The 22,162-nt window shown below is 51.7% G+C and carries 20 protein-coding genes; 13 read left to right on the top strand and 7 right to left on the bottom strand.

Annotation, left to right across the window (positions count from 1 at the left end):
• Positions 1 to 109 precede the first annotated feature (109 nt).
• On the top strand, positions 110 to 1,744 hold the full coding sequence (locus ACLBVC_RS14090; RefSeq protein WP_410150137.1) for an ABC transporter substrate-binding protein: 1,635 nt from the start codon (positions 110 to 112) through the stop codon (positions 1,742 to 1,744).
• 62 nt (positions 1,745 to 1,806) lie between these two features.
• Here the strand turns inward: ACLBVC_RS14090 and ACLBVC_RS14085 are convergent, their stop codons facing one another.
• Positions 1,807 to 3,012, bottom strand: a complete 1,206-nt coding sequence (locus tag ACLBVC_RS14085) for an MFS transporter (RefSeq protein ID WP_410150136.1) — start codon at positions 3,010 to 3,012, stop codon at positions 1,807 to 1,809.
• Between the two features lie 113 nt (positions 3,013 to 3,125).
• Here ACLBVC_RS14085 and ACLBVC_RS14080 point away from each other — a divergent pair, with 113 nt between their 5' ends.
• The 4 genes from ACLBVC_RS14080 (at position 3,126) to ACLBVC_RS14065 (ending at position 6,192) form a co-directional block, all read left to right on the top strand.
• Positions 3,126 to 4,082, top strand: coding sequence for a LysR family transcriptional regulator (locus tag ACLBVC_RS14080; protein ID WP_410150135.1), 957 nt, complete (start codon positions 3,126 to 3,128; stop codon positions 4,080 to 4,082).
• Positions 4,083 to 4,240: 158 nt separating this feature from the next.
• Entirely contained in the window at positions 4,241 to 5,224 is a 984-nt protein-coding gene (zntB, locus tag ACLBVC_RS14075; protein WP_410150134.1) for a zinc transporter ZntB, read from the top strand.
• Positions 5,225 to 5,506: 282 nt separating this feature from the next.
• The gene (locus ACLBVC_RS14070) at positions 5,507 to 5,686 is read left to right on the top strand and encodes a hypothetical protein (protein WP_410150133.1); all 180 of its coding nucleotides are present in this window, start codon (positions 5,507 to 5,509) and stop codon (positions 5,684 to 5,686) included.
• Positions 5,674 to 6,192: a hypothetical protein gene (locus ACLBVC_RS14065; protein ID WP_410150132.1), complete on the top strand. Its 519-nt coding sequence runs from the start codon at positions 5,674 to 5,676 to the stop codon at positions 6,190 to 6,192. Before ACLBVC_RS14070 ends, ACLBVC_RS14065 begins: the two co-directional genes overlap by 13 nt.
• 59 nt (positions 6,193 to 6,251) lie before the next feature.
• Here the strand turns inward: ACLBVC_RS14065 and ttcA are convergent, their stop codons facing one another.
• The gene (ttcA, locus tag ACLBVC_RS14060) at positions 6,252 to 7,187 is read right to left on the bottom strand and encodes a tRNA 2-thiocytidine(32) synthetase TtcA (protein ID WP_410150131.1); all 936 of its coding nucleotides are present in this window, start codon (positions 7,185 to 7,187) and stop codon (positions 6,252 to 6,254) included.
• Positions 7,188 to 7,534: 347 nt separating this feature from the next.
• Here ttcA and ACLBVC_RS14055 point away from each other — a divergent pair, with 347 nt between their 5' ends.
• The gene (locus ACLBVC_RS14055; RefSeq protein ID WP_410150130.1) at positions 7,535 to 8,776 is read left to right on the top strand and encodes a diguanylate phosphodiesterase; all 1,242 of its coding nucleotides are present in this window, start codon (positions 7,535 to 7,537) and stop codon (positions 8,774 to 8,776) included.
• A gap of 87 nt (positions 8,777 to 8,863) precedes the next feature.
• Here the strand turns inward: ACLBVC_RS14055 and ACLBVC_RS14050 are convergent, their stop codons facing one another.
• The 4 genes from ACLBVC_RS14050 to ycgZ form a co-directional block, all read right to left on the bottom strand.
• Positions 8,864 to 9,121 (bottom strand): biofilm development regulator YmgB/AriR family protein, encoded by a 258-nt coding sequence (locus tag ACLBVC_RS14050; RefSeq protein WP_410150129.1) that lies wholly within the window; start codon positions 9,119 to 9,121, stop codon positions 8,864 to 8,866.
• A gap of 108 nt (positions 9,122 to 9,229) precedes the next feature.
• Entirely contained in the window at positions 9,230 to 9,565 is a 336-nt protein-coding gene (locus ACLBVC_RS14045) for a biofilm/acid-resistance regulator YmgB/AriR (protein ID WP_410150128.1), read from the bottom strand.
• Entirely contained in the window at positions 9,546 to 9,839 is a 294-nt protein-coding gene (locus ACLBVC_RS14040) for a hypothetical protein (protein ID WP_410150127.1), read from the bottom strand. The genes ACLBVC_RS14045 and ACLBVC_RS14040 overlap by 20 nt, the downstream gene beginning before the upstream one ends.
• A gap of 192 nt (positions 9,840 to 10,031) precedes the next feature.
• The gene (gene ycgZ, locus ACLBVC_RS14035; protein WP_410150126.1) at positions 10,032 to 10,271 is read right to left on the bottom strand and encodes a regulatory protein YcgZ; all 240 of its coding nucleotides are present in this window, start codon (positions 10,269 to 10,271) and stop codon (positions 10,032 to 10,034) included.
• A gap of 277 nt (positions 10,272 to 10,548) precedes the next feature.
• Between ycgZ and ACLBVC_RS14030 the strand changes: the two genes are divergently transcribed.
• The 7 genes from ACLBVC_RS14030 to ACLBVC_RS14000 all read left to right on the top strand — a co-directional run bounded on the left by ACLBVC_RS14030 (position 10,549) and on the right by ACLBVC_RS14000 (position 18,341).
• The gene (locus tag ACLBVC_RS14030) at positions 10,549 to 10,782 is read left to right on the top strand and encodes a YgdI/YgdR family lipoprotein (protein ID WP_410150125.1); all 234 of its coding nucleotides are present in this window, start codon (positions 10,549 to 10,551) and stop codon (positions 10,780 to 10,782) included.
• Between the two features lie 32 nt (positions 10,783 to 10,814).
• Positions 10,815 to 11,042 (top strand): YgdI/YgdR family lipoprotein, encoded by a 228-nt coding sequence (locus tag ACLBVC_RS14025; protein WP_410150124.1) that lies wholly within the window; start codon positions 10,815 to 10,817, stop codon positions 11,040 to 11,042.
• Positions 11,043 to 11,254: 212 nt separating this feature from the next.
• On the top strand, positions 11,255 to 11,680 hold the full coding sequence (gene nudI, locus ACLBVC_RS14020) for a nucleoside triphosphatase NudI (protein WP_410150123.1): 426 nt from the start codon (positions 11,255 to 11,257) through the stop codon (positions 11,678 to 11,680).
• A gap of 76 nt (positions 11,681 to 11,756) precedes the next feature.
• Positions 11,757 to 13,076, top strand: coding sequence for an alginate lyase family protein (locus tag ACLBVC_RS14015; protein ID WP_410150122.1), 1,320 nt, complete (start codon positions 11,757 to 11,759; stop codon positions 13,074 to 13,076).
• A gap of 250 nt (positions 13,077 to 13,326) precedes the next feature.
• Positions 13,327 to 14,181 carry a helix-turn-helix domain-containing protein gene (locus ACLBVC_RS14010; RefSeq protein ID WP_410150121.1) on the top strand — a complete coding sequence of 285 codons (855 nt, stop codon included), beginning with the start codon at positions 13,327 to 13,329 and terminating at the stop codon, positions 14,179 to 14,181.
• 79 nt (positions 14,182 to 14,260) lie between these two features.
• Positions 14,261 to 15,559: an MFS transporter gene (locus tag ACLBVC_RS14005; RefSeq protein ID WP_410150120.1), complete on the top strand. Its 1,299-nt coding sequence runs from the start codon at positions 14,261 to 14,263 to the stop codon at positions 15,557 to 15,559.
• A 55-nt stretch (positions 15,560 to 15,614) separates the two neighbouring features.
• A complete protein-coding gene (locus ACLBVC_RS14000; RefSeq protein WP_410150119.1) occupies positions 15,615 to 18,341 on the top strand; it encodes a family 78 glycoside hydrolase catalytic domain in 2,727 nt (908 codons plus the stop codon).
• 154 nt (positions 18,342 to 18,495) lie between these two features.
• Here ACLBVC_RS14000 and nifJ read toward each other — a convergent pair whose 3' ends face one another.
• A complete protein-coding gene (nifJ, locus tag ACLBVC_RS13995; RefSeq protein WP_410150118.1) occupies positions 18,496 to 22,026 on the bottom strand; it encodes a pyruvate:ferredoxin (flavodoxin) oxidoreductase in 3,531 nt (1,176 codons plus the stop codon).
• Positions 22,027 to 22,162: the final 136 nt, after the last annotated feature.

The raw sequence follows: 22,162 nt of genomic DNA, 5'->3' as shown, positions 1-22,162 counted from the left end.
TTTGTGCGCGAAGGCAAATCTGTAACGATTTCCTGTAGGGGATTGCGGTAACAAATGATAAAACTCCTGAATATTTCAGGGCTGGCCCCTTATGTGTTCAGGAGAATTTATGCCGCAGGGAAAATCGTTTCCTCTCTTATCGTATTCCGCCTGTGCCGCGCTGGTGGCACTGATTTCCGGTCAGGCCGTGGCCGCTCAGGTTCCCGCCGGTACGCAACTTGCCGCTAAACAGGAAATCGTCCGTCATATCAAAGATGAACCCGCTTCGCTGGATCCGGCAAAAGTGGTCGGCCTGCCTGAAGCGCAGGTGGCGCGTGACCTGTTCGAAGGTCTGGTGAATCAGGACGCTAACGGGAAAAGCATTCCCGGCGTCGCCGAAAGCTGGCAGAACCAGAACAATCAGGTTTTCCTGTTCACATTGCGTAAAGATGCCAAATGGTCGAACGGCGATCCGGTGACGGCGCAGGATTTTGTTTACAGCTGGCAGCGTCTGGTTGATCCGAAAAGTTTATCAACCGGTTCATGGTTTGCGGCGCTGGCCGGTATGGCTAACGCCGATGCGATCATTGCCGGGAAAATGCCGGTTGATAAGCTCGGTGTGACCGCCATCAGCCCGACGCAACTGCGCGTCACGCTCGACCGTCCGGTGCCGTTTTTTGTCAGCCTGCTGGCGAACTTCAGCCTGTTCCCCGTACATAAAGCTACGGTGGAAAAATTTGGCGATGACTGGACCAAGCCCGGAAATCTGGTGGGCAACGGCGCGTATGTGCTCAAAGAGCGCGTCGTGAATGAAAAACTGGTGCTGGAGCCAAACCCGAATTACTGGGATCACGCGCATACCGTGCTGACGAAAGTCACCTTCGTGCCCATCAATAAAGAATCCAACGCGACAAAACGCTATCTGGCCAACGACATCGACATCACCGAATCCTTCCCGAAAGATCAGTACAAAAAACTGATGCACGATATTCCGGGACAGGTCTACACGCCGTATCAGCTCGGTACCTATTATTACGCGTTCAATACCCGCCGTGCGCCGACCGACGACGCCCGTGTGCGTCTGGCGCTGTCGCTGAGTATCGACCGCGCCGTGATTGCCGAAAAAGTGATGGGCACCGGCGAAAAACCGGCATGGCATTTTACGCCTGACGTCACCAACGGTTTTAAAGCAACGAAAAGTGAAATGCAGGATTACTCGCAGGAAGAGCTGAATGCGCAGGCGAAAGGGTTGCTGGCGGCGGCGGGTTATGGCCCGAACAAACCGTTGCATCTGACTTTGCTGTACAACACCTCTGAAAGCCATCAGAAGATTGCCATCGCGGTGGCCTCGATGTGGAAAAAGAATCTGGGTGCGGATGTGAAACTGATTAATCAGGAATGGAAAACCTATATCGATAGCCGCAACACCGGTAATTTCGATGTGATTCGTGCGTCATGGGTCGGCGATTATAATGAAGCGTCAACCTTCCTGTCCCTGCTGACGTCCACGCACACGGGTAACATCAGCAAATTCAGCAGCGCCGATTACGACAAAGTGATCGCAGAAGCCAGCCGTGAAACCAGCGACGCACGCCGTAACGACGACTACAACAAGGCCGAACAAATCATCGCCAGCCAGGCACCTATTGTGCCGATTTATCAGTACACCAATGGTCGCCTGATCAAACCGTGGGTGAAAGGCTATCCGATCACCAATCCCGAAGACGTCGCTTACAGCCAGGAAATGTACATCATTAAGCACTGATATCCGGTTTCCTCCCAAAATACAAAAGCGCCAGTCACGGCGCTTTTTGTTTTATATGCCTGTCAGCTTTTACGGCTGAACAAACGGACCAGAAGGGCGGCGGCCGCAGCAACGGTGGCAAGCAGAACCACACCCGTCCAGCCACCGACTTCCAGTGCTTTACTGCCCAGTGCGGCACCGGCGGACATCCCGATAAACACCACGGTAAACAGCAGGGCGTTCAGCCTGCCGCGAGCCGCAGGTTCCAGACCATAAACCAGTGTCTGATGGGCAACCAGCGTGGCCTGAATACCTAAATCAAAACCGATGGCACTCGCCACAATCAGCGCAAGTTGCGCATGTGGCGATAACAGCGGTAGCAGGAACATCGCGGCGAATGACACCATCACCAGCGCAGAACCCAATTGTGTGACCCGCGCCGGGCCTTTTTTATCGGCTAATGCGCCTGCCAGCGGAGCCGCCAGCGCACCGGCCGCACCGGCCAGCCCAAAAGCGCCGGCCACTGCGCTCCCCAGATGAAACGTATCGTTGAGCATAATCGCCAGGGTTGACCAGAAGGCGCTGAACGCGACAGACAGCAAACCCTGAGCCAGCGCCGCGTGGCGCAGTGTTTTATAGTGTTTCCATAACCCGAACATGGAATGCAGCAGACGGGCATAGCTGATGCGCGTGTCCGGCGTAAACTTTGGCAGAACCCTCCACAGCGCAAAACCAATCAGCGCCACACTTACCGCCGCCAGCTGATACATCACCCGCCAGCCAAAATATTCAGCGACAAAGCCGCTGACCACGCGGGAAAGCAAAATCCCGACCAGCAAACCGGTCATCACCGTCCCGACCGTTTTCCCGCGCTGCGCCGCCGGAGCCAGATGCGCAGAGGCGGGCACAATATCCTGCGCCATCGTTGCACCTATGCCGGTGATCAGGCTGGCGGCCAGCAAACCGTGAATGCCCGGCACAAAACCGCACAGCAAAAGCGCCACGGCCAGCAAAATACTCTTGAGCAGAATAATCGTCCGGCGATCATGACGGTCACCGAGGGGGATCAGAAACAGAATGCCCAACGCGTAACCGGCCTGTGTCAGTGTCGGGATCAGCCCGACAGACGTGGTGCTGGCTTGCAAATTTCCGCCCATAATGCCGAGCATTGGCTGGCTGTAGTAAATCGATGCGACGCTCAGCCCGGCACCGGCGGCCAGCGTAATAATGATTTTTCCGGAAAGCGCCGGTTCAGCGGCAGTTGCAGAAGTTTGGGTGAAGTCGGACATGATATTTTCCTGATGAATTCGCGTGTTGTGTGGGATGTCATGGCATGTATTCTTCACCCGAACGGTTATAAGTGGTAGCCTGCAGAAAGGTAAAACTGTTATACGCGAGGCGTATGAATACACCCATCACCAGCGGTATTGACCGCATCGACTTAATGCAGACGTTCGTCCGTATCGTCGAAAGCGGCAGCTTGTCCGCCGCCGCCGCCCAGCTGGGCACCAGCCAGCCCACGGTTAGCCGCCGCTTGCAGTCGCTGGAGAAAATGCTCGGAGCCCGGCTGATTCTCCGCACCACGCACGCTATGAAACTAACCGACGACGGCGAGCGGTGTTACGCGCAGGCCAAATTATTGCTCGAACGCTGGGCCTCGCTGGAAGATCAGTTACACGGCGCGGGAGATAAACCGGTGGGGATCCTGCGCGTGCGTGCGCCGCATGCGTTCGGGCAGGACCAGCTGATCGGGCCGCTGACGCGCTACTTGCAGCAGTACCCGAATCTCACGGTGGACTGGATGCTCAACGACCGCACGCCGGATTTTCTCTCCGAAGATATCGACTGTGCAATTCAGGTCGGGAACGTTGCGGATCCGTCGATGGTGGCGGTTTTGCTTGCCGAAGTACCGCGTATCGCGATCGCCAGGCCCGAATTACTGCAACAGCATCCGGTGACGCAGGTCAGCGAACTGGCGAATTTACCCTGGGTCGCTCTCAGCACCTTTTACCGTAATGAAGTCATGCTGCGCCACGATACCGACGGCAGAATGGAAAGCTGCACGATTGCGCCGCGCATGGCGACAGACAGCTTATATGCCGTGCGCAAGGCCGCGCTGTCCGGGCTGGGCGCAGGCATAGTGTCGGCATGGGTGGTGCAGGACGATCTCGCGCAAGGGCATTTACAACGCGTCTTGCCGGGCTGGAACGCGCTGCCGCTGCCCGTGTATCTGGTCTATCCGTATTCCAGCTACTATCCGGCGCGGCTGCGCAAATTTCTGGAAGTGATGCGCAGCGTTATGCCGGATCTGGCCGAAATGCAGGCTCCGGGCAGTCAGAAATACTCTGGAAAATTATGAAACAGTAAAGCGGGCGCTGTTTACATTTTTCACGCTAACTCATGGCATGATCGCTTCAGGATATTGTGGTGAAGGGTTTTCACCTGAGTTGTGTTTTGGAACTTCAAACACTTAACGCTAAACTTAGAAAAGCTAATGCAGAAAAAGCGAGGAACATCGTGGAAGTGATAAAGGGAAATGAACTACAGGTTGCCGACGCCGTTTATTCATTCCAGATGAACGGCGAGGGCGGTGTGAACGAAATCAGCCCGCAGTGCGTGGCGAGCGATGAAAAGCCGTGCTGGCTGCATCTGGATTACACGCGGCCTGAAAGCGAACGGTGGATCAGCAATACACCGGTGTTACCCGATACCGTGCGTGAAGCGCTGGCCGGTGACAGCGTGCGGCCAAAAGTGGTTCGCGTCGGCGAAGGGACATTAATCACCCTGCGCAGCATCAATCTGAATGCGGATGCAAGACCAGACCAACTGGTCACGATCCGCGTTTATCTGACCGATAAAATCATCGTCTCGACCCGTCATCGCAAGGTGTTCTCGATGGAAGAGATGATCAACGATATGCAAACCGGTAGCGGCCCGAAAAATACCGGCAGATGGCTGGTGGAAACCTGCGATGCGCTGACCGATCACACCAGCGATTTCATCGAAGACCTGCACGACAAAATCATTGATATTGAAGACGACCTGATGGAACAACAGGTGCCGGAACGCGGCCAGATGGCGTTGCTGCGCAAACAACTGATCGTCCTGCGCCGCTATATGGCGCCGCAGCGTGACGTCTTCTCGCGTCTGGCGAGTGAACGTTTGCCGTGGATGAATGACGACGACCGCCGCCTGATGCAGGAAATCTCAGATCGTCTGGGGCGTGGGCTCGACGATCTGGATGGCAGCATTGCGCGCACTGCCGTGCTCTCCGATGAAATCAGCTCGCTGATGGCCGATTCCCTCAACCGCCGCACCTACACCATGTCGATGTTGGCGATGATCTTCCTGCCCACCACCTTCCTGACAGGCTTGTTTGGTGTGAACCTCGGTGGGATCCCCGGCAATACATCGCCTCTGGGTTTCGGCGTTTTCTGCGGATTCATGATGCTGTTGGGGGTTGTTGTGGCGTGGTGGCTGAAGAAAAGTCGCTGGCTGTGATGTACTAATTGCCTGAAAAAAAGCAAAAAAAAGCCGGTCATAAGACCGGCGTCGTTCGAATTAAATTGTGCTATGCATTAATTCTAAAAATTTGGAAATAAGACAATATGGAGCACAACGCCCATCGCTTGACGTTGCATTCACCTGCGAAATAGATACTGCACCCAATCAGTAGTTCTAATGTTGATTTCGCTCAATCTTTTTGAGGTTTATGCCCTGCAAGGTGCATTCACAGGCACTTTTGCCGGAATGATCCCATTTTTGCATACCCAGGAGTTTGTCTTGCATACCGCCGAAATGATTCAAAAAGCGTATGACGACGCGACCCGCAGAACGCTGGAAATCTGGAAATCTGGAATTCTCAACCGGAAACCGGCATTGTCCGCTCAGAACCTTTCTACCATCCCACCCGTCTGGCGATCACCAGCGGAAACCGCGCCGGGCCGGCCATGGCAGGGCTGATATCGGAACTGAAAGCGGTGACGCAGGGCGATCCGCTGGCCGACGTTGCGCCGCCAGACGGCATGCATTTTACCTTTTTCTGTGTTACGCAGGCGCTGTTTAACAAACCGGAAGACGCGAAAGGGGCTGGCGAACTCACTGAAATTTTCAGAAAGCATTGTGACGGCCATATCATGCATATCCGTAATTTGCGACTGATTGCGTTGCCGGACCAGCTGCTGCTTGCCGGATTTCCTGATGAAGAGAGTCAGCGCGTCAGACAATCGCTGGTGAATGAACTGATGAAAACACCGTGGGCGGAAAAAATCCGGGAGCGGTTTCCCCACACGGAAATACCGCAGGTTTTCTGGCATAGCACGCTGCTGCGGTACGGTGCACAGTACTTGCCTGAACCGCTGCGCGTCTGGTTTGATGAAAATCAGCATCGAAACTTCGGGTCACTCAGCCTGCCGGTGAAACTGGTGATGACCAATTACAACTGGACCGAAACACGCCCCCTGGCCTGAGAAACAAAAAAGCCCGCATCAGTGCGGGCTCTTCAAATTAGCGACTACCGGACGAAATCTTACTTAATTTCCAGCACGTTAAGACGCTCAACCGGCGCACTCGTTTCGTCGTCTTCCGGCTGCCAGCCTACAGGCTGCATCGGGATCTCTTCACGGTCAAACGCCAAATCGCCGCCATCAACTACTTCACCGCCATGTTTAATCCCTTTAAAATCAAAAAGATTCATGTCATTAAGATGTGAAGGCACCACATTTTGCATCGCGCTGAACATGGTTTCGATACGGCCAGGGTATTTTCTATCCCAGTCTTTCAGCATATCGCCGATCACCTGACGTTGCAGGTTTGGCTGAGAACCGCACAGATTACAAGGGATGATCGGGTATTCACGCGCAACGGCAAAACGCTCAATATCTTTCTCACGGCAATACGCCAGAGGGCGGATCACGATGTGTTTACCGTCGTCGCTCATCAGTTTTGGTGGCATGCCTTTCAGCTTGCCGCCGTAGAACATATTGAGGAACAGCGTTTGCAGAATGTCGTCGCGATGATGGCCAAGGGCGATTTTAGTACAACCCAGTTCAGTCGCGGTGCGGTACAAAATCCCGCGGCGCAGACGTGAACACAGAGAGCAGGTAGTTTTGCCTTCAGGGATTTTGTCTTTCACGATGGCATACGTGTCTTCTGTGACAATCTTGTATTCCACTCCCAGCTTTTCCAGATATTCTGGCAGGATATGCGCCGGGAAGCCCGGTTGTTTCTGGTCAAGATTGACCGCCACCAGGGAAAAATTCACCGGTGCGCTTTTTTGCAGATTGCCCAAAATTTCCAGCATGGTGTAACTGTCTTTACCACCGGACAGGCAAACCATAATGCGGTCGCCTTCTTCGATCATGCCGAAGTCACCGATCGCTTTACCCACTTCACGGCGCAGGCGCTTTTGTAATTTATTCAGGTTGTACTGAACTTTTTTATCAACTGATTGAATTTCTGACATTAATAGTAACTCTGACTCAAAAAGGGCACCAGAAGGGCGTGGTCGTCATAGCGCGAGTTTAGCATTATGCGATTCAGTCTGCTCGCCGCCCATATCTTCCGTCCTGCGGCGTTGTGGCGCGTATGATACGGATTACGCCGCCGAATGTCAGCGCGTTTTATAGCGGATTAATAAAGGGAAGGTTTGGTGCCAATAGTGAAAGTACGTTTAAGGCTTGCTGGCCAACCCCTTTATTTGCAGCCCTTTAATCTCCGGATATCATAAGGGAAAATGATAGGTTAGGATGTTTCTATAACCGAAATTTCTGCTACCCTGAGGGTCTAAACAAGCTGCTTTGGAAACATCCGATGCTTTTAACCCTCGTTTATCGCAGCCACATCAGTGAGCATGTTCATGCTCCTTCACTGGTCGAAATGGTGTCGCAAGCCAATGTTAACAACGAACTTTTGAGCATTACCGGCATTCTGCTTTTCGACGGGAAGCACTTCTTCCAGTTGCTGGAAGGGCCGGAAGAGGCAGTGGACGCACTCTACAGCATGATTTGCCAGGATCAGCGTCATCATAACGTAGTGGTTCTTATGCGCGATTATGCGCAGTCACGCCGCTTTGGCAATGTGGGGATGGAGCTTTTTGACCTCAGGCATCATCACGAAGATGAGGTGCTTCAGGCGGTGCTCGATAAAGGAACATCTAAATATCGTCTCACTTATGAAGACCGGGCTCTTCAATTTCTGTGCACCTTTGTGCAGGCTCGTGAGAAGGAAAATTATCTCGAAATTCTCCCGGCAGATTCCTGGTCTTTCATCGCCGATGAACCCCTGAAAGCAGAAGTAGAATTTATCTTTCCCGAGATGCAGGACTACAATTTTGCCTTCCAGCCGATCGTTGACCCGCTGAGTCGCGAGATTATTTCTTATGAAGCCACAATCCGCGGGCCGGAAGGTGGCTCCGCGATGGAGTATTACTCACGGCTTTCCGGAATAACAATCTATGAGGCAGATCTCAAATCCAAAAAGCTGGCTTTTGCTATGGCGCAGAAAATGGGGATCGGCGACAAAACGATTTCAATTAAGCTTTTGCCTATGACACTTGTGATGGTGCCGGATGCTGTGCAGTCTCTGGTTAATGACATCACCGCCGGCGGTCTGGTTCCTGAACAGATAGTGGTGGCAATCACAGAGAACGGCGTCATAACGCGTGAGGACAAGTTTTCCAACGCGATGAAACAACTCAAAGCCTCAGGAATGCGTCTGGCGATCGACGATTTTGGTGCGGGTTCAGCGGGATTGTTGCTGCTGACGCAATGCCAGCCGGACAAGATTATGATTGATCGCAATATGATTTGTGACATCCATACCAGCGGCCCGAAACAAGCTGTCGTGCAGGCTATCATCAGATTCTGTTCTGCGTTAGAAGTATCAGTTATCGCGACAGGCGTTGAAAAACCCGAAGAATGGATGTGGCTGGATGCGGCAGGGGTGTGTAATTTTCAGGGCGAGCTGTTTGCTGAGCCAAGACTGAAGGGCATTCCGGTGGTGACCTGGCCGGAAGTTAGCTACAAGTATCAGTCGGGTGAACAGACACTCTGAGAAGGTGCAGGCGGAATGTAAGCTTTATACGCATGAGCCCGGCAGATGATATTTGCCGGGTTCATTTCAAAATGTTTTGCTGTGGATTTATACAATATCATCATCAGGTGTGCGGTAAACGACGTATTCAAGTGCTTCCAGATAAATATCCTGCTTATCGGTATCACTTTCCTGCTCAATATTCTGAATCAGACAAAGAATAATATCTTTGTGAGTAACCACTTCTTTTTGTTTCTTTAAGTTTTTATAAATACGGATGACCGTTTCGTTTTCGACAAGAAGTTCAGGGTCTTCTGTCAGAATATAATCAGCCAATGTGACATGAGTATAAGACACGTCTTGCATTTTAATACCCTCCGCGTTTGTATTTAGAAAATATCATTTAATATCCCGTGCCGTCTGCAATGACTGAGCGGGAGGCGAATAAGAGAAAAGTGGATCTTTCTTTAAGGATCAGAATCCGTAATCATCGGGCGTCATGCCCACGACCATTTCAAGTGCACCGCGCAAGATATCCAGCTGCACAACGTCAGAAGTGGTTTCAAGCTGATTAATCAGGTGCATCATGATGGCCTTATTGGTCACCGTACCTTTATTCGCAAGAATAAGACGAATTGCGGCACCCAGAACTTCCGCTTCGCTGGAATAAAGTTCACCGGCTTTAGCGAAATGTTGATAAATGCCAGCGCTACTGACGGCGTCTGAAATCGGCTGAGATGGATTTGATACAACCGAATCGCTGTGACTAAGTGCACATTGGTTTGTTGTATCAATGTTTTTTCTGGTCATCGGACGGTCCTTCAGCATTGAAAAAGTGTCGTACATTGTCGACGTCCCGGACTTCATAACTGACACGCGCACGCTTATCAGCCTGATCGTGGCGCATTTCATTAATGATTTGCTCCAGGGCACTTTTTCGATTTAAGTTTTCAGCACTCACAGCCATAAACTGTAACTGCTTAATGAGTCTGTCGATTGATATTGGACTCTTCGATTTGAGTAAGGCGATAACTGCCTCACCAATCAATTTGTCCGTTAATTTTTCTTCGTTACTTCTATACATATTATCAGCCTCTGAATATTTGCTGGCCAAAGGTCTGGGCAGAGTAGCTTCAGGTTCAGAGTTATTACTTCATACCAGAGGGAATTACGCTAATGGTAATAAAGTATTGGTAGGCTATGAATCAATCAAGCCCGCATAATATGTCAAACCGTAGTTCTGTGAAGCTAATCTTAACTCTCTGAACTCAATTGATCATGAATCACGCTCAAGAACCAGACGGATAAGCTTCATATAATGCTTTTCCTCTTCTTCGCTGCCAGCGGATTCAACACGATTCAAAAGTTTCGAACATAATGCTTTTCGATTAAGGTTCTTGCCCGCTTCCAGAATTTCGACCACAACGCGTCCCATCGTTTCCTCTTTAGATAAACCCTGAGTGAAGAGAGAAGGGGAGATTTCTGGTGACAATCCATCGTGCTTATTCTGACGCATGACATATCCTCTTGTTAATGTGTGCGTAGTTAATGATTACTTATGTGACTATAAAGTTATACAAGATGCGGAAAGTTGTACAGGTATTTTTAGGAATAAGTGACATAAATACAGAATATTCTTAAACGGTCAACGGCTGAATCGCTACAATTGTCCACCGTCAGAGGTGAACTTTGCTCACAAAACTTCCGTTTGTCCTATTTTTCAATGTCTCCGGGAAGAGTGCCTATACTTACTAAGCTAATTGTTAAGGCAGAACCCTTTCAGGAGGAAATGTATGAAGAGGAATAACCTAATCGCCGCATCGCTGGCTGCTGTCTCCATTTTATTCGTCGCCGGGTGTGCGTCGAATCAGGCGATAAAAACTACGGACGGAAAAACCATCGTCACGGACGGGAAACCTCAGGTTGACAGTGATACCGGCCTGGTATCGTATAAAAATGCTGAGACAGGAAAGACTGAGCAGATTAACCGCGATCAGGTTAAAAATATGAGCGAACTGGATAACTGAGTTGCTCAATAATCGTTAGACAGGAGAGAATTATGAACAGGACTTTGCTTTTGCCAGTAGCCGCATTAATCAGTGTCGCAGCCTTATCGGGCTGTACTCGGACGAGCTATGCCATTCAGACCAATGACGCGAGAACCATCGTCAGCGACGGTAAGCCAAAAGAAGCCCCTACCGGATTGCTTGAATTTACTGATGCCAATGGTGTGAAACAGCAAATCAACAAATCCGAAGTGAAACAGGTCACGGAGCTGCCTAAATAAGCCCGGTGTTTCTGATTCAATTTCCTGATTATTTCTTAAAAACCTGCTGATAAGGCAGGTTTTTTTACGGAGGCACGGCAACAAATTTGCGCAGCACTTCTCAAGTCTTCCCGTCTCCCGCCACAGCGATGCCAGATTATGGTACTTTTTACCGCGCACAATATTGCCAAAATAGATCGTCAAATCAAAGTCTCAAAACAAGGAAAGTCATCATGCGCCAGAGAACCATCGTTTGTCCGTTGATTGAACATGAGGGTACGTTTCTGCTGTGTAAAATGGCCTCTGAGCGCGGCGTTTTTCCCGGCCAGTGGGCGCTTTCCGGCGGCGGAATGGAACCGGACGAAACCGTTGAGCAGGCGTTATTGCGCGAAGTGCGGGAAGAGTTGGGCGAAGCACTGGAACTCACGCATATCACGCCGTGGACGTTCCGCGATGATATCCGCCTGAAGACGTATCCCGACGGAGCTCAGGAAGAAATCTACATGATTTACCTGATTTTCACCTGTCAGGCGAAGAACACCGCGATTACGCTAAACGACGAATTTGAAAGTTACGCCTGGGTGCGAAAAGAAGATCTGCTGAAGTTCGATCTCAACGAAGCCACGCGCATTACCTTAAAACAGCGCGGACTGATTTAACGGTAAAGATGTGGACCTGCGTTCATGTTCAGCCCGTTGTTTTCAGTGCGAAATAAACACCGTATCGGGAGAAAACATGACGTTATTGCCGTGCCGAAAATCTGTTTTATTGAATACGACGACGATCATCGCGTTATTGCTGTCTTCTGCTGCCGCACTGGCGGATGCGCAACCTGCATTCCTCAATATTGCGCAGCTAAAAGTCGTGCGCCAGCAGTTGCAGGACAACTCCGCTGCGCCGCAAACGGCAGATGCCTATCATTATTTACTGGCGGCGGCAGATTCCGCGCTGAAGAAGCCCGAGCTGAGCGTGACGGACAAAGGCATGACGCCGCCCTCCGGCTCTAAACATGATTATCTCAGCCTCAGCGCGTACTGGTGGCCGGACAACAGCAAAGCAGACGGTCTGCCGTGGATCCGTAAAGACGGGCGCGTCAATCCGGCGAGTAAAAATGAGCAGAGTGACGGCGTGCGCCTGGCGGATTTCACCGCGCGGGTGCAGAACCTGACGCTGGCCTGGTATTTCTCCGGCGAACAGAAATATGCTGATAAGGCTGCCAGCTTGCTGCGTGCATGGTTTATTACACCGGAAACGCGCATGAACCCGAACCTGAATTTTGCGCAGGGCGTGCCGGGTATTTCTGCCGGACGAAATGCCGGAGTGCTGGACGGGCGTTACTTCTCCACGCGCATTGTGGATTCGCTGGTTTTACTGCACGGGAATCCGGCGTGGACAGACAGTGACGAACAGCAAACCCGCGCCTGGATGCAGGATTATCTGACCTGGCTTCAGGGCAGTAAAATCGCCAAAAAAGAAGGGCGCACGCAGAACAATCACGGCAACTGGTATGTCACACAGGTGTCCGGTATTGCGTGGTATCTCGGCGATAAAGCGGTGATCCGCGATATGGCAAAACTGATGGAAAGTAAGCTGAATATCCAGCTTAAACCCGACGGCACCCAGCCCGCTGAACTGGCGCGCACCCGTTCGTTCCATTACAGCTATTTCAATTTGCAGGCGATCAGCATGATGGCGGTGCTGGCGCAGAAAAACGGCATCGACCTCTGGCACTACAAAACACCACAAGGCGGCGGCCTGCTGACGTCGCTGGATTATATGGCGCGTTACACGGATCCGTCCGTGTCGTGGCCGTATAAAACCCTCGACCAAATCCGCGTGCGGCCCGTGCCGTTGCTGTCGTGGGCGGATAACGGCACAGGCGAAAAACGATACGAACAGCAAATCCGTCGCGCTACGTATGAACTGCCGCCAGCCGTTAAACCGGCAAAGGGCGGTTACCACGAAGACGTCACGCGCGGCGCGGTGATGGAGGCTGAGCGCGAGACGTGGCTGCTGTCACTGCCGTCGTTTGCCAGGGGGTATGTCGGCGCTTAAGTTTATGCCGGTAATCATCATCGTTATAACGGGGTATCGCATCGCGACACCCCGTTTTTTATTACGGTGCCACACATCCTGAAATAACGGCGTGATGCAAAATTGACACGACTATCACAACCGGTTACGCCACAGTGCCACACTGGCGTATAGACTTGTCATCATTATTCCGGTCTAATTATTCAATCAGGACGTTATATTTTCTGGAAAATGAAAGAGTCTTAATATTTATTATTATCAGGGTGGATAAATGAAAACCCTCAAGGTTGATGATTTCTTTCTTTCAGAATGTCATACTTTCAGCTTATTTGATATGACGCACCAGTCGATGGAGGATGTTCATCTTCACGAATTTGATGAGCTGGTAATCGTCCGTAATGGCAGTGGTTTCCATATAATTAATGATCAGGTGGAATTTATTCATAAAGGTGATTTTTTTATCGTCAGCGCAAACGACGTTCACTGCTATGAATCGACCAATAAACTGTCCATCACTAATATTTTGCTGCATAAAACACGGTCATTTTACTATCTTAGGAATGTCAGTGAACTGACTGATATGATCCGTGAACAGGGCGGAATAACGAAAAAAAGATGCGAAGGATTAACGGATGAAGAATTACTACAAATCATTCAGTTAACAAATAAAATCAATAGCGGCTGTGATGAGAAATATAATAATAGTTACTTTTGCGCCGTCGAGTCTGCATTGTTAGCCATATTGGTAATTATGTTCCAAAGTGTGACGCGAAAGGAGAGTCGCAACCGACATACCAATGCGGGTAAGCGGCATCTGCTGAATTATTTACGCGAGAATTATACACGAAGCATTAATTGGAATTACTTATGCGATGAAAGTGGTGTTGCGAAACGCACCATGTTTCGCTTTGTTAAAGAAATAACCGGTTATACCCCCGAGAGATTTCAGCAGCGTTTCCGCTTGCTTAAAACGAAAGAACTATTACGGACATCTGATTTAAGTGTCGGGAAAATCGCGACGATTTGTGGGTTTTCCACAACATCGAGGTTAACGGAAGCTTATAAAAAGGAATTTAATCGTACTCCCACTGAGGAGCGCCTCAGAGTCAGCAATAGTGTTGTCTGAGGGTTTAAAAAATAACAAGTCAAAATAAAGGAAGTCTTACGTAATAAATTACTCACCTCTACCTCTCAAGGACATAAATATGTCAACGGTCAAACAGCCAAACCCCTGGTATATCGGGGGCGTTTCCGGCATGGCGTCATATATTGATTCGGCAGCGATTGTTTCAAACGGAACGGCTCTGGTTATTTATCAGAAAGCGATAGGAACAACGTCTGCTCAGATAGGTATTCTCTCCGGAATATTAACGCTGAGCATCGCGCTCGGGGCGCTGGTGGGCGGGCGGTTGGGAGATTATTGCGGCCGGCGTAAAGTATTTATTGCCACAATGGCGATGATCATGATCGGCACCTTGCTGCTCGCTTTCGGCACACAATTTTCTGTGCTGCTGGCCGGAACCTTTCTCGTCGGCTTGGCGACAGGCGCGGATTTACCGGTGTCTTTAGCCACCATTTCCGAGGCGGCGACGGATAAAAATCGCGGTAAAATCATCGGATTATCCAACCTCTTATGGTTTTTAGGCATCGGAACAACGATGGCGATCTCCGCCGTCGTCGGTGACTGGGGGCAAACAGGGGCGCAAATTATGTATCTGCACGTCTGTATTGTTGCCATTATTTTACTGGCGCTGCGCTGGACCATTCCTGAATCCCCTTTATGGCTGACGGCTCGCAATGAACGCCGCGCGGGAATTATCACGGTTCGCGCACAAAAGTCAGGTTTTAAAGATCTGCTCTGCGGAAAATATCTCTGGCCCTTTATCGCACTGTGCTTGTTTTATGCTTGCACGAATCTTGCAGCCAATACTGGCGGGCAGTTTGGCACCTATGTAGCGGTAAACGTGGTCGGAATTTCCGTGGCGCAAAACTCTCTGTGGAACCTGCTGACATTACCGACAGGTATTGCAGCGGGAATAGTATTTATGCGTTATGTCGATACCTCAAAAAGAATTCCCGTCTTTATTTTGGGTGCCTGTTGTTTTGCAGGGGGATTTTTCCTGCCGGTAATATTTAACTTTTCCTCCACGTCCTGGTTCTGCTGCTTGTTCTTCACGGCGATAGGCAGCGGGCTGGCGTTTGAAGGCATTATGAAAGTCTGGTCACAGGAATCATTTCCAACAATGTTACGTTCTACCGCGCAAGGGCTTATCGTGGCCATTTCCCGATTATTGTGTGCTGTGCTGGCATTCGTCACGCCATTACTGCTTGATGCTGGCCCGGTTGTGCTCTATTGCATATTATCCACCACGGTTGCGTCGGGGTTATTGATTGGCTGGATATGTTTTCACGGAAAACAGCGGAATGAATTCAACAGCGAATCCGCGATTGTCGCGCCTGAAATACAGCCCGATTTTCAAAACTCTGCTCTGAAAAGTCGGTGATTTTTCTACAAATCATCGATATCACTTTGATTATATTTACACGGAGATACGTAATATGCTCACTGTTACCCGATTGACCCTGAATCAGGAATCCGCTTTATCCGGTGTACAGGAACTGCCGGTCATGGGTTGGGAAATTGAAAGTAATAAACGGGATGTTATCCAGACCGCTTATCGGATCCAGATCCACCACGAACGTGATTTTAATAACAGTATATTTCAGGGTGAATGGCAGGAGAGTGAAAAATCTAATAATGTCGAACTGACGGAATTGATTCTTTCACCCTCTGAACGTTATTTTATCCGGGTGCAAATTCGAGATAATTATGGTGAAACCAGCCTGTGGAGTTCACCAGCAGAAATGATTTCCGGAGTAATTGATAATCAATGGGAGGCGGAGTTTATTTCCGCAGAAACGTCAGAGGATAAAAATAATGCCAAAGGGACGTTGCTGAGAAAATCATTTTCGCTGACCAGAAACGGGGATATTCAGTCTGCGTTTATTCATGTCAGTGCGCTTGGGCTTTACGAATTGTATCTCAATGGGCAAAAAATTGGCGAAGATGCATTGACGCCAGGGTGGACGAGTTATCACCACCATCTGCTTTATCAGACATATGATCTGACCGGTCAGCTGGTAAATGGTGAAAACGTCATCGGCGCTATTCTGGGCGCTGGCTGGTACAAGGGCGATATGGGGTTCTCGCGTCACCGCAACTATTATGGCGAACAGACCGCGCTGATTTCACGATTAGTCATCAATTATAAAGATGGCACCCGGGATATTGTGGTCACCAATGAAAGCTGGAAAGGGAATGATTCCGCTGTTCTGTTTTCTGAAATCTATGACGGCGAAATCTACGATGCGCGCAAGGAAATCCCCGGCTGGTGTGAGAAAGCGTACTCCGGTGAAAACTGGCGTCGGGTCAATATTGTAAAACATGATCACTCTGCGCTGACGGCGCAGGGAAGCTGCACGGTCAGAAAAAATGAAACCCTTAAACCCGTGGCACTGATCACCACGCCACAGGGCGATACGGTGATTGATTTCGGCCAAAACATGAGTGGCTGGGTCGATTTTCAGGTCAGTGGTCGTCCGGGTGAAAAAGTGGTCTTGCGCCACTTTGAGGTGCTGGATGCGCAAGGTAATGTGTATCTGGATAATCTGCGCAGTGCGCAACAACGCACGGAATACGTGTTGAAAGGCGAAGGTGAAGAGTCCTGGCATCCGCGTTTTACGTATCAGGGCTTTCGTTATGTCAAAGTTGAACACTACCCGGGGGCGTTAAATCTGGATAATTTCACGGCGGTGGTGCTGCATTCCGCAATGGAACAAACCGGGCATTTTTCCTGCTCTGATGCCGACCTCAATCAGCTTCATCACAACATTGTCTGGGGGCTGAAAGGTAATTTTCTCGATGTGCCGACCGATTGCCCGCAGCGTGATGAACGTCTGGGCTGGACCGGCGATGCCCAGATATTTTGCCGTACGGCCAGCTATCTGATGCAAACGCGGAATTTCTTTGCCAAATGGCTGGCCGATCTCCGCTATGACCAGACGCCCGAAGGCGGCGTTCCGCATGTCATCCCGGATATTCTGACAAATCACTGTGATCAAGATCGTCTGTTGTCGGAAGGCGGGACACATTCTGCTTCGGCCTGGGCGGATGCCGCTGTGATCAATCCGTGGACAATTTATCTGATGTACGGCGATACCCGCGTGCTGAAAAAGCAATATGCGAGCATGAAGGGTTGGGTTGATTTTATGACCGCGCACTCAGAAAACCACGTCTGGAAGTACAAATTGCAGTTTGGTGACTGGGTCGCGCTGGATGCCAAAGAGGGGAGTTATTTCGGCGCAACGCCCAATGATCTGACCTGCATGGCGTATTACGCCTATTCCACGCTGCTTTTTTCGAAAGCGGCGAAGGCGCTTAACCGCGAAGAGGATTATCAGAAATACGCCGCGCTTCACGGGCAAATTGTCAGCCGCTTCCAGGCTGAATTCTTTACGCCCACCGGGCGTCTGGCGGCTAGTACGCAAACGGCGCATATCCTGGCGTTATATTTCAACCTGGTGCCCGACGCGTTCCGTCAGAGAACCGTGGATACGCTGGTGGAGTTACTTCATGAACATGATGGGCAACTGGTGACCGGTTTTGTCGGCACGCCTTATTTCTGTCATGCACTCAGCCAGAATGGACGGGCCAAAGAGGCCTGGAGTTTGTTGCTAAAAGACGATTTCCCGTCATGGCTCTATCAGGTCAAAGCCGGTGCAACGACGGTCTGGGAACATTGGGACGGCATCAAACCTGATGGCTCAATGTGGAGCGCAGACATGAATTCTTTCAATCATTACGCTTATGGTGCCGTTGGCGAATGGTTGTACCGCGCGGCGGCGGGCATAGAAGCCGATGAAAATGCACCCGGCTTTAAACATGTGGTGATAAGCCCGGTAATTGGTGGCGGTCTGGAATGGGTCAACGCCTGTTATAAATCGATATATGGGATGATAAAAGTCCACTGGACGGTCAGTGATGCCGCCGAGGGGGTTCAAAACATTGTCCTTGCTGTGACTATTCCGGCCAATACGGTGGCGACAGTATCGCTCATCAATGCAGAACGTATTCTTGCATCGGATGGGATCGCGTTTGTCGATTATGCGCAGGGGGTAACCGCTAAAGTCGGATCCGGAGAATATCGGCTGGAATATTTGATGAGGACAGAGAGGGTGAGGACCCGGCATACATGCCTGACCGGGAATTCTTCGGTTTTCCAATGACATCGATGACGTAACGTACGGCGTCGAAACCGTCCAAAGAGGGAAGTGCTTTCCCTCTTTGGATTTCTTCTCACAATATTAAACAACGCAGGGCGGTTAAGGAGCGCGTTAACGCTCCTTAACCCGGTGTGGGCTGGCGCCCACGACCTTGAACTTAAGATTCAGACTCGGTCTTCTTCCCCGCCAGCAGGGCCAAAAAGTCATATTTCTGCTGCAATTCCTTCTCCGCCGCTGCATACAACTGCGCCGCCACTTCCGGTTGTTGCGCATTCAGCCTTCTGAAGCGTTGTTCATTGTTGAGCGTATCGGTCAGTCCGCTGGAAGGTGGCCTTGAATCAAGCGCCAGCGCGGGTTTGCCTTCTTCCACACGACGCGGATCAAAGCGGTACAGCGGCCAGAAACCGGTAGTGGTCAGCTGTTTCATCTGATCATGGCTGAGCGCGAGATCATAGCCGTGTTCTTCACACGGGCTGTACGCAATGATCAGCGACGGCCCCGGATAAGCTTCGGCTTCCTGAATAGCTTTCACTGTCTGGTTGAGCTGCGCACCGAGGGAGATCTGCGCCACATACACATGACCGTACATCATCATGCTCACGCCCAGATCTTTACGCGATTTTCGCTTACCCTGTTCGGCGAATTTCGTGACCGCACCCAGTGGTGTGGCTTTCGACTGCTGCCCGCCGGTGTTGGAATAACACTGAGTATCGAGTACCAGCACGTTGACGTTTTCCGTCAGGCTCAGGACATGATCCAGCCCGCCGAAACCGATGTCATACGCCCAGCCGTCGCCGCCGATCAGCCAGATGGATTTATCCACCAAATAATCCGCGTCGGTCGCCAGCTGGCGCGCGTCCGGTGTATCAATATCGGCCAGAATCTTGCGCAGCGCGGTCACATGCTCACGTTTGACTTCCGGCGTGGACGTTTCATCGCGCAGTCCGCCCAGCACATCTGCCGGAATATGCGGCTCCAGCGATTCCACCAGACGCAGCACGCGACGGCGATGCTGATCGACCGTCAGACGGAAGCCCAGCCCGAACTCGGCGTTGTCTTCAAACAGGGAGTTCGCCCACGCCGGACCACGTCCCTCGGCGTTAGTGGTGTACGGCGTTGAGGGTAAATTACCGCCGTAAATGGATGAACAGCCGGTGGCGTTGGCAATCAGCAAACGGTCGCCGTACAACTGTGTCAGCAGTTTGATGTAAGGCGTTTCGCCACAACCGGAACAGGCACCGGAATACTCAAACAGCGGCGTAATCAGCTGCGAGGTACGGATATCGATGCGTTCCAGCGTGGTTTTATCGATCTCCGGCAGCTTGAGGAAGAAGTCATAGTTGGCGCGTTCTTCTTCCAGGTGCTCGATGCGGTCGGCCATGTTAATGGCTTTGATGGACGGATCCTGACGATCTTTCGCCGGGCAGACTTCCACGCACAAATTACACCCGGTGCAGTCTTCGGGCGCGACCTGCAATACGTATTTCTGGCCACGCATGTCACGGGATTTAACGTCCAGCGATTGCAGCGCGGCAGGGGCGTTTTCCATGGCGTCTGGCTGAACCACTTTGGCGCGAATGGCCGAGTGCGGGCAGGCGGCGACGCAGTGGTTACACTGCGTACACAGATCCGGCTTCCAGATCGGCACTTCTTCAGCAATGTTACGTTTTTCCCACTGCGTGGTGCCGGTCGGCCAGGTGCCATCCGGCGGGAAGGCAGAAACCGGCAAGGCGTCGCCAAGCCCGGCCAGCATGGTGGCGGTGACGGTTTTGACGAAGTCTGGCGCGGCGTCCGAAACAATGGGCGGACGTTTGCGCGGATTTTCCGGAATAGCCTGCAACGGCACGGCAACAAGCTCTTCCAGCGTGGCGGCCAGCGCCATCCAGTTGCGCGTGACCACGTCTTCGCCTTTGCTGCTGTAACTGCGGGCAATCGCGCCCTGCAATTCTTTCAGCGCTTCGTCGCCCGGCAGGATTTGCGTCAGGTGGAAGAACGCCATCTGCATGACGGTGTTAATTCGCGCGCCGAGTTTGCACTCGCGGGCAATTTTCGCCGCGTTAATCACGTAGAAACGGGCCTCACGCTGAATCAGCGTCGCCTGCACTTCCAGCGGTAACCGCGCCCAGACTTCCTCGGCGCTGAACGGCGTATTAAGCAGAAAAATCCCGCCATGGCGCAGACGTTCTGCCATCTGATACAGGTCGATAAACTGCCACTGGTGGCAGGCAACGAAATGCGCCTGACTGACCAGATACGCGGATTTGATCGGTTTTTCACTGACGCGCAGATGCGAAACCGTCAGGCCACCAGCCTTTTTGGAGTCGTAGACGAAATAACCCTGCGCATACATTGGCGTGCTGTTACCGATGATCTTGATGTTGTTTTTGGTCGCCGATACAGAACCGTCGCTGCCCAACCCGTAGAACAGAGCTTCGAGTGAGGCGCGCTCAGGCAACTCTTCTTCAACCACCGGCAGGGAAAGCCCGGTGACGTCGTCATAAATGCCGACGGTAAAGCGCGGACGCGGTTTGCTGAGCGCCAGTTCGCGGAACACCGACAGTACGCAGTCCGGCCCGAATTCTTTTGACGATAATCCGTAGCGACCGCCGATCACTTTCGGCAGCGAATCGCGCTCGCCGCAGTTATAGGCTTCAGCCAGCGCGGTCATGATATCGAGATACAGTGGTTCGGCCAGCGCGCCCGGCTCTTTAGTGCGGTCCAGCACGGCGATACTTTTCACGGTCTGCGGCAGCACGGCCAGCAAATGTTCAGCGCTGAACGGACGGTATAAACGCACTTTCAGCACGCCGACTTTCTCACCGCGCGCATTCAGGGTTTCGATGACTTCTTCGGCGGTGCCGATCCCGGAACCCATCAGCACGATCACGCGTTCTGCCTGCGGGTCACCGACGTATTCGAACGGTTTATATTCGCGGCCGGTGAGGGCAGCGAACGCATTCATGGCGTCGATCACGTGCTGGCAGGTGGCGTCGTAATATGGATTAGTAGCTTCGCGGGACTGGAAATAAGTGTCCGGGTTGGCGGACGTGCCGCGGATCACAGGATGATCCGGTGTCAAGGCGCGGGCGCGGTGTGCGTCAATCTGCGCCTGCGGCAGCATCTGCTGGAGCGTGTCGTCGCTCAGCGGCGCGATTTTATTGATCTCATGCGAGGTCCGGAAACCGTCGAAGAAATGGATAAACGGTACGCGGCTGTTCAGGCTGGCGACCTGGGCAATCAGCGCGAAATCCTGCGCTTCCTGCACGCTGGCTGCAGAGAGCAGGGCGCAACCGGTCTGGCGCACGGCCATGACGTCGGAATGATCGCCGAAAATAGACAACGCGTGCGTCGCGACGGTACGCGCCGCAACGTGCAGGACAAACGGCGTCAGCTGACCGGCCAGTTTGTACAGCACCGGGATCATCAGCAGCAGACCTTGCGACGAGGTGAAAGAGGTCGATAGCGCGCCGGTCTGTAATGCGCCGTGCACGGTAGAAATCGCACCGGCCTCAGACTGCATTTCCATTACCGTCGGGACATCGCCCCACAAGTTTTTCTTCCCTTCGCCAGACCAGGCACCGGCAATTTCGGCCATGGTTGAACTGGGAGTGATCGGGTAGATGGCAATGACTTCGTTGGTGCGATAAGCCACGGAAGCGACTGCGTTATTACCGTCAGTGGTGATCATGGAATACCCTTTGCTTTGCTCACAAAAAGGCCGGGAAACAGTAATTTTTACCGGCAATAATCATAAAAGCTTAGCAGAGGGGGGATTAATCAATTTATCCTGATTGTGTGCAGGGCTTTTTAACCTGATATTTTAA

It is taken from the genome of Rahnella selenatireducens, from assembly GCF_046449555.1.
Taxonomy (GTDB): domain Bacteria; phylum Pseudomonadota; class Gammaproteobacteria; order Enterobacterales; family Enterobacteriaceae; genus Rahnella; species Rahnella selenatireducens.
Note: the sequence above shows the minus strand (reverse complement) of the source record. Positions and strands in the feature narration are given on the sequence as shown.

Bases quoted from the DNA above. Each gene is read 5' to 3' on its own strand.
- ACLBVC_RS14030 (WP_410150125.1), top strand. From the start codon at position 10,549: ATGAAGAGGAATAACCTAATCGCCGCATCGCTGGCTGCTGTCTCCATT.
- ACLBVC_RS14000 (WP_410150119.1), top strand. From the start codon at position 15,615: ATGCTCACTGTTACCCGATTGACCCTGAATCAGGAATCCGCTTTATCC.
- ACLBVC_RS14065 (WP_410150132.1), top strand. From the start codon at position 5,674: ATGGCAGGGCTGATATCGGAACTGAAAGCGGTGACGCAGGGCGATCCG.
- ACLBVC_RS14025 (WP_410150124.1), top strand. From the start codon at position 10,815: ATGAACAGGACTTTGCTTTTGCCAGTAGCCGCATTAATCAGTGTCGCA.
- ycgZ (WP_410150126.1), bottom strand. From the start codon at position 10,271: ATGCGTCAGAATAAGCACGATGGATTGTCACCAGAAATCTCCCCTTCT.
- nifJ (WP_410150118.1), bottom strand. From the start codon at position 22,026: ATGATCACCACTGACGGTAATAACGCAGTCGCTTCCGTGGCTTATCGC.
- ACLBVC_RS14055 (WP_410150130.1), top strand. From the start codon at position 7,535: ATGCTTTTAACCCTCGTTTATCGCAGCCACATCAGTGAGCATGTTCAT.
- ACLBVC_RS14090 (WP_410150137.1), top strand. From the start codon at position 110: ATGCCGCAGGGAAAATCGTTTCCTCTCTTATCGTATTCCGCCTGTGCC.
- ttcA (WP_410150131.1), bottom strand. From the start codon at position 7,187: ATGTCAGAAATTCAATCAGTTGATAAAAAAGTTCAGTACAACCTGAAT.
- ACLBVC_RS14050 (WP_410150129.1), bottom strand. From the start codon at position 9,121: ATGCAAGACGTGTCTTATACTCATGTCACATTGGCTGATTATATTCTG.
- ACLBVC_RS14085 (WP_410150136.1), bottom strand. From the start codon at position 3,012: ATGTCCGACTTCACCCAAACTTCTGCAACTGCCGCTGAACCGGCGCTT.
- ACLBVC_RS14015 (WP_410150122.1), top strand. From the start codon at position 11,757: ATGACGTTATTGCCGTGCCGAAAATCTGTTTTATTGAATACGACGACG.
- nudI (WP_410150123.1), top strand. From the start codon at position 11,255: ATGCGCCAGAGAACCATCGTTTGTCCGTTGATTGAACATGAGGGTACG.
- ACLBVC_RS14045 (WP_410150128.1), bottom strand. From the start codon at position 9,565: ATGACCAGAAAAAACATTGATACAACAAACCAATGTGCACTTAGTCAC.
- ACLBVC_RS14080 (WP_410150135.1), top strand. From the start codon at position 3,126: ATGAATACACCCATCACCAGCGGTATTGACCGCATCGACTTAATGCAG.
- ACLBVC_RS14005 (WP_410150120.1), top strand. From the start codon at position 14,261: ATGTCAACGGTCAAACAGCCAAACCCCTGGTATATCGGGGGCGTTTCC.
- ACLBVC_RS14010 (WP_410150121.1), top strand. From the start codon at position 13,327: ATGAAAACCCTCAAGGTTGATGATTTCTTTCTTTCAGAATGTCATACT.
- ACLBVC_RS14040 (WP_410150127.1), bottom strand. From the start codon at position 9,839: ATGTATAGAAGTAACGAAGAAAAATTAACGGACAAATTGATTGGTGAG.